The sequence below is a fragment of the Streptomyces sp. NPDC016851 genome, assembly GCF_055562795.1.
Window position 1 is genome coordinate 374,794 of the sequence record NZ_JBVHEP010000001.1, and the last position, 12,416, is coordinate 387,209.

General features: G+C 69.5%; 14 protein-coding genes and 1 pseudogene. 10 read left to right on the forward strand and 5 right to left on the reverse strand.

The features are described from left to right. Positions 1-65 precede the first annotated feature (65 nt). From ACZ3I3_RS01725 to ACZ3I3_RS01735, 3 genes are read left to right on the forward strand one after another with little or no spacing between them, the layout of a single operon-like run. A complete protein-coding gene (locus ACZ3I3_RS01725; RefSeq protein ID WP_467361702.1) occupies positions 66-1,175 on the forward strand; it encodes a sugar ABC transporter substrate-binding protein in 1,110 nt (369 codons plus the stop codon). A gap of 37 nt (positions 1,176-1,212) precedes the next feature. Then, on the forward strand, positions 1,213-1,461 hold the full coding sequence (locus ACZ3I3_RS01730; RefSeq protein WP_467361703.1) for a hypothetical protein: 249 nt from the start codon (positions 1,213-1,215) through the stop codon (positions 1,459-1,461). Positions 1,462-1,504: 43 nt separating this feature from the next. After that, the gene (locus ACZ3I3_RS01735) at positions 1,505-2,542 is read left to right on the forward strand and encodes a helix-turn-helix transcriptional regulator (RefSeq protein WP_467361705.1); all 1,038 of its coding nucleotides are present in this window, start codon (positions 1,505-1,507) and stop codon (positions 2,540-2,542) included. Here ACZ3I3_RS01735 and ACZ3I3_RS01740 read toward each other — a convergent pair. Both ACZ3I3_RS01740 and ACZ3I3_RS01745 read right to left on the reverse strand, forming a co-directional pair. Further along, on the reverse strand, positions 2,505-3,494 hold the full coding sequence (locus ACZ3I3_RS01740) for a helix-turn-helix transcriptional regulator (protein ID WP_467361707.1): 990 nt from the start codon (positions 3,492-3,494) through the stop codon (positions 2,505-2,507). The genes ACZ3I3_RS01735 and ACZ3I3_RS01740 overlap by 38 nt on opposite strands. Before the next feature lie 17 nt (positions 3,495-3,511). Continuing rightward, entirely contained in the window at positions 3,512-4,519 is a 1,008-nt protein-coding gene (locus ACZ3I3_RS01745) for a helix-turn-helix transcriptional regulator (protein ID WP_467361709.1), read from the reverse strand. 301 nt (positions 4,520-4,820) lie between these two features. Between ACZ3I3_RS01745 and ACZ3I3_RS01750 the strand changes: the two genes are divergently transcribed. Then, positions 4,821-5,156 (forward strand): Rieske (2Fe-2S) protein, encoded by a 336-nt coding sequence (locus ACZ3I3_RS01750; RefSeq protein ID WP_020269590.1) that lies wholly within the window; start codon positions 4,821-4,823, stop codon positions 5,154-5,156. Between the two features lie 177 nt (positions 5,157-5,333). Here ACZ3I3_RS01750 and ACZ3I3_RS01755 read toward each other — a convergent pair whose 3' ends face one another. Then, positions 5,334-5,750: a pyridoxamine 5'-phosphate oxidase family protein gene (locus ACZ3I3_RS01755; protein WP_467361711.1), complete on the reverse strand. Its 417-nt coding sequence runs from the start codon at positions 5,748-5,750 to the stop codon at positions 5,334-5,336. A 103-nt stretch (positions 5,751-5,853) separates the two neighbouring features. Between ACZ3I3_RS01755 and clpB the strand changes: the two genes are divergently transcribed. Beyond that, positions 5,854-8,451 carry an ATP-dependent chaperone ClpB gene (clpB, locus tag ACZ3I3_RS01760; RefSeq protein ID WP_467361712.1) on the forward strand — a complete coding sequence of 866 codons (2,598 nt, stop codon included), beginning with the start codon at positions 5,854-5,856 and terminating at the stop codon, positions 8,449-8,451. Positions 8,452-8,470: 19 nt separating this feature from the next. Here clpB and ACZ3I3_RS01765 read toward each other — a convergent pair whose 3' ends face one another. Next, positions 8,471-8,944, reverse strand: coding sequence for a hypothetical protein (locus ACZ3I3_RS01765; protein ID WP_467361714.1), 474 nt, complete (start codon positions 8,942-8,944; stop codon positions 8,471-8,473). 162 nt (positions 8,945-9,106) lie between these two features. Between ACZ3I3_RS01765 and ACZ3I3_RS01770 the strand changes: the two genes are divergently transcribed. Both ACZ3I3_RS01770 and ACZ3I3_RS01775 read left to right on the forward strand, forming a co-directional pair. Further along, positions 9,107-9,634 carry a YbjN domain-containing protein gene (locus ACZ3I3_RS01770; protein ID WP_010032094.1) on the forward strand — a complete coding sequence of 176 codons (528 nt, stop codon included), beginning with the start codon at positions 9,107-9,109 and terminating at the stop codon, positions 9,632-9,634. A gap of 174 nt (positions 9,635-9,808) precedes the next feature. After that, on the forward strand, positions 9,809-10,015 hold the full coding sequence (locus ACZ3I3_RS01775; protein ID WP_467361716.1) for a hypothetical protein: 207 nt from the start codon (positions 9,809-9,811) through the stop codon (positions 10,013-10,015). 99 nt (positions 10,016-10,114) lie between these two features. Here the strand turns inward: ACZ3I3_RS01775 and ACZ3I3_RS01780 are convergent. After that, positions 10,115-10,417 (reverse strand): annotated as a pseudogene (locus ACZ3I3_RS01780) (ATP-binding protein); the annotation flags it as partial. Between the two features lie 337 nt (positions 10,418-10,754). Between ACZ3I3_RS01780 and ACZ3I3_RS01785 the strand changes: the two are divergent. The 3 genes from ACZ3I3_RS01785 to ACZ3I3_RS01795 all read left to right on the forward strand — a co-directional run bounded on the left by ACZ3I3_RS01785 (position 10,755) and on the right by ACZ3I3_RS01795 (position 12,408). After that, positions 10,755-11,624: a hypothetical protein gene (locus tag ACZ3I3_RS01785; RefSeq protein ID WP_467361718.1), complete on the forward strand. Its 870-nt coding sequence runs from the start codon at positions 10,755-10,757 to the stop codon at positions 11,622-11,624. 86 nt (positions 11,625-11,710) lie between these two features. Then, on the forward strand, positions 11,711-12,076 hold the full coding sequence (locus tag ACZ3I3_RS01790; protein ID WP_467361719.1) for a hypothetical protein: 366 nt from the start codon (positions 11,711-11,713) through the stop codon (positions 12,074-12,076). Then, positions 12,070-12,408, forward strand: a complete 339-nt coding sequence (locus ACZ3I3_RS01795; protein ID WP_467361721.1) for a type II toxin-antitoxin system PemK/MazF family toxin — start codon at positions 12,070-12,072, stop codon at positions 12,406-12,408. Before ACZ3I3_RS01790 ends, ACZ3I3_RS01795 begins: the two co-directional genes overlap by 7 nt. Positions 12,409-12,416: the final 8 nt, after the last annotated feature.

Sequence of the window (12,416 nt, forward strand, 5' to 3'; positions counted from 1 at the left end):
GCTTTTCAGTCACATGGGCCACAAAGTGCGCCCACGTCCGAATCACACGCGAAGTGAGCTCCCGCATGCGCCGTCGTATCTCCATATCCGTGGCCGCGGCCACGATGTCCGTCACGCTCGCCGGCTGCGGCGTGCTCAACGCGACCGGGAGCAGCGACGAGGCGAGCCCGACCAAGGGCAACGACATCACCGTGGGCCTGCTGCTCCCGGAGAAGGCGAACACCCGGTACGAGAACTTCGACTACCCCATCATCAAGAGGAAGGTCGAGTCCCTCACCAACGACCGGGGCCGCGTCGAGTACGCCAACGCCGAGGCGAGCGCGGACACGCAGGCGGCCCAGCTGCAGCAGATGATCGACGACCGGGTCGACGTGGTCCTGCTGGACGCCGTCGACTCGCACGCCATCGCCGACGAGGTGCAGAAGGCCAAGGACGCCGGCATCCCGGTCATCGCCTACGACCGGCTGGCCGAGGGCCCGATCGACGCGTACATCTCCTTCGACAACGAACTGGTCGGCGAGGTCCAGGGGCGCACCCTGCTGGAGGCGATCGGCGAGAAGGCGAGCCTCTCCGACAAGATCGTCATGATGAACGGCTCGCCGACCGACCCGAACGCCAAGCAGTTCAAGGCCGGTGCGATGTCCGAGCTGAACGGCAAGGTGACGATCGCCCAGTCCTTCGACACCACGGACTGGAAGCCGGAGAACGCCGAGGCCAACATGGCCGAGGCGATCCAGAAGATCGGCAAGGACGACATCGCCGCGGTGTACTCCGCCAACGACGGCATGGCGGGCGGCATCGTCAAGGCGCTGGAGGCCGCGGGCATCACCGATCTGCCGCCGATCACCGGCCAGGACGCGGAGCTCCCGGCGGTGCAGCGGATCATCGCCGGTGACCAGTACATGAGCGTGTACAAGTCGTACCCGCAGGAGGCCGAGAACGCGGCGGAGATGGCCGTGGCCAGGGTCCAGGGCCGCGACATCCAGTTCGCCGCCCTCACCCGCGACAAGGTCGACAGCCCCACCCACAAGGGCATCCCCGCCCAGCTCGTGCCCGTCGTCGCCCTGACCAAGGAGAACATCAAGGACACGGTGGTCGCGGACGACGTCTACAAGCTGTCGGACATCTGCACGGCGAAGTACGAGGCGGCTTGCGAGGCGATCGGGCTCAAGTAGGCGGGCCCTCCGGGCCCGCGAGGCGGAGACGAGCCACGTGAACGACCGGCGGGAGACGGTCACCTGGCGGCTCCGGGCGGTCGTCGGCGTCGAGGAGGCCGGGGACACCGATCCCGGTCGGGACGCCGACCTGTACACGCGTCACCTCCGTGACCGGGCGGCCTGCGAACGGGTGGAGTCACTGCTCGCGCGCGACGGCGACGGCGCCTGGCCCCGCCGGCCGCTGGCCGGGACTGTGGCCGCCTCGGTGGAGCCGTGTTGCGGAGCAGGGGCAGGCCGCGCATAGTTGCCGCTGCGGCAAGGCGGCGAAACCGGGGGTGGGATGGGCGATGGCCGGGCACGGGGCGGAGGAGCATCCACATGGTGCCGACCGACTGTGCGAGGCCGGGGATCGCGTGTATTCCCGGGCCGTACGGCGGGGCCGCGTGCCGCGCCGGGACGCCGAGCCGGTGCCGTGCCTGCTGGAACTCGCCCTGCTGCACCCGGACCCCGACGACATGGACTGGCTGGTGCCGACCTCCCCGCAGGAGGTCATGACCCGGCTGCTGCGCGGGATGTACGACGAGGTCAGCGCGAGCCAGCGACGGGTGGGTTCGGCCGTGGCGGCGTTCGAGTGGTACGCCGGGCTGGGGCGGCACGTACAGCCGGCCCAGTCGGCGGCCGAGGGCTCGGCGATCCGGGTGCTGGACGGCCTGGCCCGGATCCAGGCCGCGATGGACGAGGCGACCCAGGCGTGCACGACCGAGGTGCTCACGGTGCAGCCGGGCGGCATCCGGCGCGAAGCGGAACTCTCCGAGGGGCTGCACCGGGCGCTGGCGCTGCGCGGCCGGGGCGTACGGATGCGGGACCTGTACACGCATGTCGCCCGGCACGGGCAGGGGCTGCTGAACTATCTGGAGCTGATGGGCGACGCGGTGGAGGCGCGCACGCTGGACGAGGTGATCGACCGGCTGATCCTCTTCGACCGGACGGTGGCCTTCATCCCCGCCAACACCGACCGCACGATGGCCCTGGAGCTACGGCACCCGGCGATCGTCGAGTACCTGGTCACGGTGTTCGAGCGCCTCTGGCGCCTCGCCATCCCGCTGACCGCGCCGCTGCCCGACACCGGCATCGAGGGCATCTCCCACCGGGAGCAGTCGATCGCGGCGCTGCTGGCGGAAGGGCACCAGGACGCGGTCATCGCGGAACGCCTGGGCATCAGCGTGCGGACGTGCCGGGCGCATATCGCCCGGCTGTCGGAGACGCTGGGCGCGGCGAGCCGTACGCAGTTGGGAGTGCGGATCGCCCAGGCGGGCCTGGACGGCAGGCCGCACTCGCCGGCGCCCCTCAGCATCCCTGGTCAAGAATCCCCGAGCGTGCGATGAGAAACCCGAGCTGTGCCCGGCTCTGACTGCCCAGCGTCGCGGCGAGCTTGGCGATGTGGACGCGGGCGGTGCGGATGTTCATGCCCAGGCGGTCGGCGACGACGGCGTCGGTGTGGCCTTCGACCAGGAGGGTGGCTATGGCGCGCTGGCGGGGGGTGATGCCGTCGGGGCAGGGCTGGGGGGCGGCTTCGGGGAACACGGGGACCGCGAGGTGCCAGAAGCGGTCGAAGGTGGTGGACAGGTATCCCACGATGGCCGGGTGGCGTATCTCCAGCGCGAGGTCGCCGTTGCCGTCGGCGGGGACGAAGGCGACGACTCGGTCGACGATGATGAGCCGGTCGGTGACCTCGTCCAGCGCACGCGCCTCGATGTCGCCCCTCAGCCGTTCCTGGTGCGCGACGGTCAAAGGAGAGTGGCGGAGGGTGTGCTGGTAGAGGGTGCGGATGCGGCCGCCGCGGTCCAGCAGAGCCTGGTCGCGGTCCGTGGCGACGGCGTAGGCCGCTTCGACCCGTTCCCTGGTGATCTTGGCACGGGGCTGGATGGTGAGCAGTTCCCGTGAGGCGTCCGCCATGGCCTCGGTGATGGCCTTGTTGATCCGCTCCCTTCCGCTGAGGAGCGTCAGCATCGGGGTGGCGGCCGCAGCCGTACGATGCCCTTCGACGGCCATGAGCGGTTCGAATGTCTCGGCCAGCCGTTCCTCGCGCCGTCTTTCGCGCGCGATGTGTTCCGCGGAGGTCCGCAGCAGTCGGTGGAGGGCGACGGCCGGCGCCACGGGCTCGAGCCGGTGAAGGTCGTCGACGGCGGGGTGCAGCAGGCCGAAGTCCATCAGACAGGGCGCGGCATCGGCCGCTTCCGCGGGCACGTGCCCTTCGCGCAGAGCTCGTTCGTACAGCTCCGTCCCGGCAGGGCACAGTTCTTCCGCGTCGTGCGGTAAGTGGTGCGCCGACGTCACTCGGAACGTCCTCCTCTTCAGTGGTCCTGCTTCAGGATCCCCGACTGCGCTATGAGGTACCCGAGTTGGGCGCGGCTGCCGCTCCCCAGGGCCGACGCCAGCTTGGCTATGTGAGCGCGGCAGGTACGGACGTTCATGCCGAGGCGGCGGGCGATGGCCTCGTCGACGTGGCCCTCGACCAGAAGCTTGGCTATGGAGTGCTGGACGTCCGTGATACCGCCGGTGGCTTCGTACGGGGTGCCGGTGCTCAGTGGGACCGCGCGGTCCCACAGGTATTCAAAAAGCTTGATCAGATAGCGGACGAGGCCGGGGTGGCGCAGTTCCAGGGCGACCTGTTGGTCGTCCCGGGCGGGGATGAAGGCGACGGTTTGGTCGCAGATGATCAAACGTTCCACCAACTCGTCTATGGTGCGGTACTCCGCCTTGCCGTCGGAGAGCCTGGCCGCGTAGGCCAGTTGCTCCGGGTTGTAACGGGCGGTGTGCTGGTACACCGTACGGATTCGCACGCCACGTTCGATGAGTGGCTTGTCGCGTTCCAGCCCTCTCAGGAGGCTGCGTTCGGACATGCGGTCGCTTGGCTGGAGGGTGAGGACCTCGGTCCGGCACTGGACTGTGGCCATGTTGAGTGCGGCGTTGATACGGTCACCGCCTTCCAGCACGGTGATGGAGTCACTTACCGTTGCGATCTGGGTGCCCAGGGCCATGAACGGCTGAAAGGTCTCCGCAAGGTCGACGGCCAGGCGCCTGCGCTCGGCGATCTCGTGTTCCAGGGGGTTGAGTTGTCGGGAAAGGGCGACGACCGGGGCCACGGGGCGCAGCCAGTCGGGATCGTCCGGATCGGGGTGGAGCAGGGCGAACTCCATCAGACAGGGGGCCGATTCCACGTCTGCGCGTGCGATGCGTCCGGTGCGCAGAGCGGTGGCATACAAGCGTCCGCCCTCCTCGCACCACTCGGTCATCGCATGGGGATGTGCCCCTTTTGCTCGATCTGTGGTCAAATCTCCACCCCCCAGGGTCCTGAACATGCAGGAACATGATGCATCGATTGTGTGGCCATGACGTGCCCGAATGAGCCATCGTCGTACTCGACGGGGGAAAAGGGGACCTTCAAGTGAGGACGAAGCCGACTATGCGGAACAGAATGCTTCGCTCGGTGCTTGTCGCCGCCTTCTCCGTCGTTGTAACCCTCGGCGCGCTGAGTGGCTTCTCCGATGAGAAGGGCGATGTTCGGGCGAACACCAGTTGGCCGGCGGTGGCTCAGACCAGCTACGGCGTGAACAACACCAGCTGGCCGAGTTCCGCGACAGCGGGATCCGGGAGCTGACCGTGACCACTCCACCCGACGACCGCTCCTTCCGCCGCGAAATGGCCACCGCCTACCGCTCCGGCTGGCACTTCATCGACCTGGTCACCGCCATCCCCCACAGCGGTGACTCGTTGATGGTGACCGTGTTCGGTGAGCCGGTGGTCGTCACGCGGGACGAGGACGAGGACGTACGGGCTTACCGGTGTCTGCGGCGGCCTCGGGGGGCGCCGCAGCCCGTGCGGTGTGCCGTACGGTACGGAATGATCTTTGTGAACCTGGACCAAAGGGACCACGAGCAGGTGGAAGCCGACTCTCCCGTCCCGAGGACCATCTCTGCCACCCCCCGCAGTGCCTGACGCGATTCCCCCGTCGTAAAAGATCGCTCAGGTGCTTCCCCCCGCAGCGGCGTCACCGTGACCTGAACACGGTGACGCCGCTGCAGTTTCTGGGGACATTTCCGGGTATCACCCGAGTCACGCCGTGGCCGGATCCAATCGATCACCGGTGTGGATTTTCACTCTGCTCAACCTCGCTCACCCTCGCCCCATCGCGCGCGTCAGCTCGATCTCGATCACCACGCGCGCGGGGTTCGGCGAAGGGGTCCGTCCGTAGCGCTCCGCGTAACGGCGCTCCGCCTCGGCCACCCGCTCCGGTTCCGTACGGACGAAGGCCCGGCCCTCCAGTGTGGCCCAGCGCCGGCCCTCCATCTGGCAGACCGCGACCGCCGCTCCCTGCTCCCCGGCGGCCAGGACGTGCCGCACCTTGGCGCTCGCCTTGTTGGTGATCACCCGAGCGAGCCGGGCCTCGGGATCGTATGTGACCCCGACGGGTACCACGTGCGGAGTGCCGTCCGGGCGCGGAGTCGTCAGCGTGCACACGTGCCGCTCCCGCCAGAAGGCGAGATACGGCGGGTCCGGGGCACTCGGATCGACGGAGTACTTGGTCGCCATGCCCCGGAACTTAGCCCCTGTCTCCTCCCCGAACCGGCCTTGAGTGGACTAGACTCAACTTTGTGCAAGCCGTTCGGGTCAGTGCAAGGAGGAGAACGCGAACGTGGACGCCGAGCTGACCAACAGGAGCCGGGACGCCATCAACGCGGCCAGCAACCGGGCCGTGACCGAGGGCCACCCCGACCTCACCCCAGCCCACCTGCTGCTGGCGCTGCTCCAGGGGCAGGACAACGAGAACATCACCGATCTGCTCGCCGCGGTCGACGCCGACCAGGCGGCCGTACGCGCCGGAGCCGAGCGCGTGCTCGCCGGGCTGCCCAGCGTGACCGGGTCCACCGTGGCGCCGCCCCAGCCCAACCGCGAGATGCTCGCCGTCGTCGCGGACGCGCAGGCCCGTGCCAAGGACCTCGGGGACGAGTACCTCTCCACGGAGCACCTCCTCATCGCCATCGCCGCGAAGGGCGGCGCGGCCGGCGAGGTGCTGTCCCAGCAGGGCGCCGACGCCAGGAAGCTGCAGGACGCCTTCCAGAAGACGCGAGGGGCGCGACGCGTGACCACGGCCGACCCCGAGGGGCAGTACAAGGCCCTGGAGAAGTTCGGCACCGACTTCACGGCCGCCGCGCGGGAAGGCAAGCTCGATCCCGTCATCGGGCGGGACCAGGAGATCCGGCGCGTCGTGCAGGTGCTGTCCCGGCGGACCAAGAACAACCCCGTCCTCATCGGCGAGCCCGGCGTCGGCAAGACCGCCGTCGTCGAAGGGCTCGCCCAGCGGATCGTCAAGGGGGACGTGCCCGAGTCGCTGAAGGACAAGCGGCTCGTCGCCCTCGACCTCGGGGCCATGGTCGCCGGGGCCAAGTACCGCGGCGAGTTCGAGGAGCGGCTGAAGACCGTCCTCGCCGAGATCAAGGACTCCGACGGGCAGATCATCACCTTCATCGACGAGCTGCACACCGTCGTGGGGGCCGGTGCCGGCGGCGACTCCGCCATGGACGCGGGCAACATGCTCAAGCCCATGCTCGCGCGCGGTGAACTGCGCATGGTGGGTGCCACCACGCTGGACGAGTACCGGGAGCGGATCGAGAAGGACGCCGCCCTGGAGCGGCGCTTCCAGCAGGTGCTGGTCGCCGAGCCGAGCGTCGAGGACTCCATCGCGATCCTGCGGGGACTCAAGGGACGGTACGAGGCCCACCACAAGGTGCAGATCGCCGACAGCGCGCTGGTCGCCGCCGCCGCCCTCTCCGACCGGTACATCACCTCCCGCTTCCTGCCCGACAAGGCCATCGACCTCGTCGACGAGGCGGCCTCCCGGCTGCGCATGGAGATCGACTCCTCGCCCGTCGAGATCGACGAACTCCAGCGCGCCGTCGACCGGCTGAAGATGGAGGAGCTGGCGATCGGCAAGGAGACCGACGCGGCCTCCCGCGAGCGCCTGGAGAAGCTGCGCCGTGACCTCGCCGACAAGGAGGAGGAGCTGCGCGGCCTCACCGCCCGCTGGGAGAAGGAGAAGCAGTCCCTCAACCGCGTCGGTGAGCTGAAGGAACGCCTCGACGAACTGCGCGGCCAGGCCGAGCGCGCCCAGCGCGACGGCGACTTCGACACCGCCTCCAAGCTGCTCTACGGCGAGATCCCCGCCCTGGAGAAGGAGCTGGAGGCCGCCTCCGAAGCGGAAGAGGAGGTCGCCAGGGACACCATGGTCAAGGAGGAGGTCGGCGCCGACGACATCGCCGACGTCGTCGCCTCCTGGACCGGCATCCCCGCCGGGCGCCTGCTGGAGGGCGAGACGCAGAAGCTGCTGCGCATGGAGGACGAGCTGGGCAAGCGGCTCATCGGCCAGACCGAGGCCGTGCGGGCGGTCAGCGACGCCGTACGGCGGTCCCGCGCCGGGATCTCCGACCCCGACCGCCCCACCGGCTCCTTCCTCTTCCTCGGCCCGACCGGTGTCGGCAAGACCGAGCTGGCCAAGGCCCTCGCCGACTTCCTCTTCGACGACGAGCGGGCGATGGTCCGTATCGACATGTCGGAGTACAGCGAGAAGCACAGTGTGTCCCGGCTGGTCGGCGCCCCGCCCGGATACGTCGGCTACGAGGAGGGCGGCCAGCTCACGGAGGCGGTGCGCCGCCGCCCGTACTCCGTCGTCCTGCTGGACGAGGTGGAGAAGGCCCACCCCGAGGTCTTCGACATCCTGCTCCAGGTGCTGGACGACGGGCGCCTCACGGACGGCCAGGGCCGCACGGTCGACTTCCGCAACACCATCCTGGTGCTGACGTCGAACCTGGGCAGTCAGTTCCTCGTCGACCCGCTCACCAGCGAGGCGGAGAAGAAGGAACAGGTGCTGGAGGTGGTGCGGACCTCCTTCAAGCCGGAGTTCCTCAACCGCCTGGACGACCTGGTCGTCTTCGCCGCCCTGACCAAGCCCGAGCTGGAGCGCATCGCCAAGCTCCAGATCGAGCGCCTGGCCAAGCGGCTCGCCGAGCGGCGCCTCGCCCTGGACGTCACGCCCGAGGCCCTGGCCTGGCTCGCGGAGGAGGGCATGGACCCGGCGTACGGCGCCCGCCCGCTGCGCCGCCTCGTCCAGACCGCCATCGGCGACCGGCTCGCCAAGGAGATCCTGTCCGGCGAGATCAAGGACGGCGACACGGTCCGCGTCGACCGTGTCGGCGACGAACTGCTGGTGGGCCCGGCGACGGGCAAGACGCTGTAAGGGCCCCTGAGACCGTCGATCACATCGTGAACGCCGAGAAGCGCACCCGCGCCGTCTCGGCGTTCTCGTACTCCACGCGCACCTGCACCACGTGGGCCCCGGCCGTGGCGGGCAGGCCGTCCTCGTGGGTCACGTCGAGACAGAGCGCCCCGCAGGAGGCGTCCGAGCGGGTCTCGGGCGCCTTCGGGTACGTCTCGCGCAGCCAGCCGCGCACGTCCTCGCGCGGCATCCGCAGCACCGCCGTGTAGGCGGTGTCGATGCCCTGCTGCAGGGTGCAGTTCCCGACGTGGGCGTGCGCCGGGGCCGAGGCACCGCCGAAGGCCAGCGCCTCGGCGCAGGTCACCTTCTTCATGGCCCCGGCACGCGGGTCATCCTCGTCCGACAGGGCCCAGGCGAAGAGGCCGACGATCAGGAACCCGAGGACGAGCACCGGCACGGCCAGGACGGGCAGGATCAGCCGCCACCGTGTGTGACCCCTGCCCGGTTCCGCCACCGTGACCCCCTCCGTCCGTCATTCAGGAGGACGGCGTGCGGCACCTGGAGGTTGCGGTTGACCGGATCGTGTCAGCCATGGGCTTAGCGGGGTAGTCGGGGCTTGCCACCCCCCTCCCCGCATGGGGGAGGATGGCGGGATCCGTACGAAGGGAAAATCACGGTGACCATCGACCCGTCCTCGATTCCGAACTTCGGGGGCCAGCCCGAGCCGCAGCCGCAAGGACCGGCGGGCCCCGTCGTCCCGGATCAGGACCTCGTGAAGCAGCTCCTCGACCAGATGGAGCTCAAGTACGTCGTCGACGACGAGGGAGACCTCGCGGCGCCGTGGGAGCAGTTCCGCACCTACTTCATGTTCCGGGGTGAGGGAGACCAGCAGGTCTTCTCCGTGCGGACGTTCTACGACCGGCCTCACGAGATCGAGGCCAAGCCGCAGATCCTGGAGTCCATCGACGACTGGAACCGCCGCACCCTGTGGCCCAAGGTCTACAGCCACACCCACGACGACGGCACGGTCCGCCTCATCGGCGAGGCCCAGATGCTGATCGGCATGGGCGTGAGCCTGGAGCACTTCGTCTCCTCGACGGTCAGCTGGGTGCGGGCCGCGATCGAGTTCGACAAGTGGCTCATCGAGCAGCTGGGTCTCGAGGAGGAGATCAACGAGGCGGAGAAGCCCGAGGACGAGGAGTAGGCCGGCAGGCCTCCGCCCCAGCGGCGCGTCGGCGCGTACGAGCAGGTACGTGCTGTACGCGCCGTTTTGCCTTTCGGGCACGAGCAGATCCCATGGACGGACCCAGCCTTGCGCTGCTGTTTCGATGAGTAGGGTGAGCGGCTGTCTGAAGATCGCAAGAGCAGGGAGCATGGGGTGCGCCGGTTACTGGGCGTAGTGGTTGTGGTTGCGGCGATGGCTCTCGCGTTCTGGTTGGTCTTGGGGCCTTCAGCTGATTGGGAGGGCGGCGCGAGGTTCGCGCGCTTCGCCCTGTTGCTGAGCTGCTTCCTGATGATCGGCGGTGGCGTGCGGTTGATCTACCCCGACAAGTCCAAGGACGAGCCGACCGAGGTCGCCGGGTAATCCCGTAGTGTCCCGCTACCGTTTTGGCCACGGCCGCCACCTTCACCCTCGACCTCGACGAGCTCCCGCGCCCGGAGCCCGAGGCGGACGCTCGCTGAATCACATCTCAAGACGCAGCTCCGCCCATACCGTCTTGCCCACCGGGCTGCGAGGCGCCGACCCCCAGCGCACGGCCAGGACGTCCACCAGGAGCAGCCCCCGGCCGGACTCGCCATCGGGAGACGACGAGGGCGCGGCCGTAGGGAGTCGCCTCGCGGAGGCGGCGTCCGCGACCTCGACACGCAGCACCCCTGCAGCCCGGTCGAGGGCGAGCCGGAGACCGAACTCCCGGCCGGGGACCCGACCGTGCTGTACGGCGTTCGCCGCCAGCTCACCGACGACGAGAGCGCTGTGCTTCGAAGCCGCCTCCTGGGACGCCTTCATAGGCGAGTTGAAGGCGCGGCGCGGCCGTCCCTGAGGGGGCCGGTTCCCGGTCGCCGTCCGCGCTGCGGGCCCACCGGGCCCTTGTCCGCGAGGGTCCGGTGGGCCGCTGACCTCCTCAAAGAACCGGGGAAAGAACTACCCGCCCACCCACCCTCCCCGCGTCGGCGGGCGGGAGTCACCCGTGCGAGTGACCGGCTTGCAGGCGCGGGACACGGACCGTTACGTTCGCCGCGACAACCGCAAACAGATACGGCCCCCGGCCGGGACGGCAATCCCGATCGAGGGCCTGACCGATCAGGAAGTAGACGCCTTCCCGATGGCTGACTCGCAGTCTAACGCGCGCCTGCGCGCCGACGCCGGAGCTCCGACCTCCGGCGTGATCCACGTACGCACCCGGCTGACGGCCGACTTCACGGTGATCTCCAACGCCCTCGCCCAGCGGCGCGGCAGCGCGGTCACGATCGGTGTCGCGGCGTACATCTCCTCCCTGCCCGACGGCTCCCCCGTGACCATCACCGCCCTGTGCGAGCACTTCAGCGAGGGCGAGATTCTGATCTCGCGGGCGCTCAGGGAGCTCGAAGCGGCCGGATACCTGGAGCGCCGTCGCGAACGGATGCCCACCGGGCAGGTGCGTACCAGGACGTACTTCTACGACGTACCCCGCGGCGAAGGCCCTGACGACCCGCCCGAGCCGCCCCGCCCCCGCCCCCGGCCCGCTGTCCGGGAGGCCGCGCCCCGACGGGAGGCGGCGCCCGCTGACCGTCCTGCGGTGACCGAGAGCCCGGCACCCACACTCGGTGACGCCGACCCGAAGGCGGTCGCCGTACTGGCCGCCCTGCGTCGGGTCGACCCTCGTCTCGTCCTGTCAGCCCAGGAGGCCGCCCGACTGGCGCCGGCCGTCGCGGAGTGGCTGGCGGCCGGTGTCGGACCACGGGAGATCACGGAGTTGCTGACCGTACGGCTCCCCGACCGTTTCCGGGCCAGACCGGCCAGCGTCCTCGCCTTCCGTCTCCAGGAGACACCGCTGCCGGTACCGCCGCCATCCCCGCAGCCCTCCATCTCCGAGCGCCCTGCCGTCCCGCCCTTCCAGACCTGCGACGGCTGCGAGCGCGCCTTCCGCGCCCCGGAGCCCGGGCGCTGCCGGGACTGCCGACGACCCGGGACGGATCTGTCGGCCGCCGCCTGAACCGACCACGCAGAATGGCTTGACCAGCTGAAACGCGAGGGCGACACTGGGTGTACTACATTTGTCATACGCGATGGGAGGCTGGGATGACGTCGAAGACGGGTCAGAATCGCCGGACGCCAGGGGCCACTGCGAAGAAGCGAACCTCGGCCACGTCACGGGCCTCGCAGACGCGCCGGAAGCAGGGCGACAGCAGCGCCACGAGCGTGGCCCAGGTACGGCTGCGCCCGGATGAGATGGCGGAACTGCAGCAGGTGATGCAGACCCTCCAGCTGCACTCGCTCTCCGACGCCCTGCGCGAAGGGCTTCGGCTGCTCTCCCGCGAGGCAACCGAGGTCGCCGCCGCACAGGAGATCCGTGACTTCTACCGTGGCGGCCAGGCTCCAACTCCCGAGGGAGTTCCGCCCGCGACGGCCGAGGAACTCGCGGCAGCGGACGAGACCGAATGGTGAATCCCGGCTCCGCCCTTCGGGGCGAGGTGTGGGGTTGCGCCCTCCCCAGCCCCATCGGCCCGCACCCCGTGGTCGTGCTCACGGTGAACCGGATCGCCGAACCGTTGTCGGCGCTGACGGTTGCGCTGATCACCGGAACGCCTGGTCCAGCTTCCACCCACGTACTGATCGGCCACGACTGCGGGGTGACCAAGTACGACGAGTCCTACGTGAACTGCACCGACCTGCACACCGTGGACAAACAAAGACTCCGGCGGCGCCTCGGCCTGCTGGCGCCGAGTGAGATGAGGCATGTGGAGGAGCGCGTGCGGGTGATTCTGGGGCTTGTGTAGTCACCGCC

What these genes read in the sequence shown, in the direction of transcription:
- ACZ3I3_RS01725 (WP_467361702.1), top strand. Translation starts at nt 66, where the DNA reads ATGCGCCGTCGTATCTCCATATCCGTGGCCGCGGCCACGATGTCCGTC.
- ACZ3I3_RS01735 (WP_467361705.1), top strand. Translation starts at nt 1,505, where the DNA reads ATGGCCGGGCACGGGGCGGAGGAGCATCCACATGGTGCCGACCGACTG.
- ACZ3I3_RS01745 (WP_467361709.1), bottom strand. Translation starts at nt 4,519, where the DNA reads ATGTTCAGGACCCTGGGGGGTGGAGATTTGACCACAGATCGAGCAAAA.
- ACZ3I3_RS01755 (WP_467361711.1), bottom strand. Translation starts at nt 5,750, where the DNA reads ATGGCGACCAAGTACTCCGTCGATCCGAGTGCCCCGGACCCGCCGTAT.
- ACZ3I3_RS01785 (WP_467361718.1), top strand. Translation starts at nt 10,755, where the DNA reads ATGGCTGACTCGCAGTCTAACGCGCGCCTGCGCGCCGACGCCGGAGCT.
- ACZ3I3_RS01790 (WP_467361719.1), top strand. Translation starts at nt 11,711, where the DNA reads ATGACGTCGAAGACGGGTCAGAATCGCCGGACGCCAGGGGCCACTGCG.
- ACZ3I3_RS01795 (WP_467361721.1), top strand. Translation starts at nt 12,070, where the DNA reads ATGGTGAATCCCGGCTCCGCCCTTCGGGGCGAGGTGTGGGGTTGCGCC.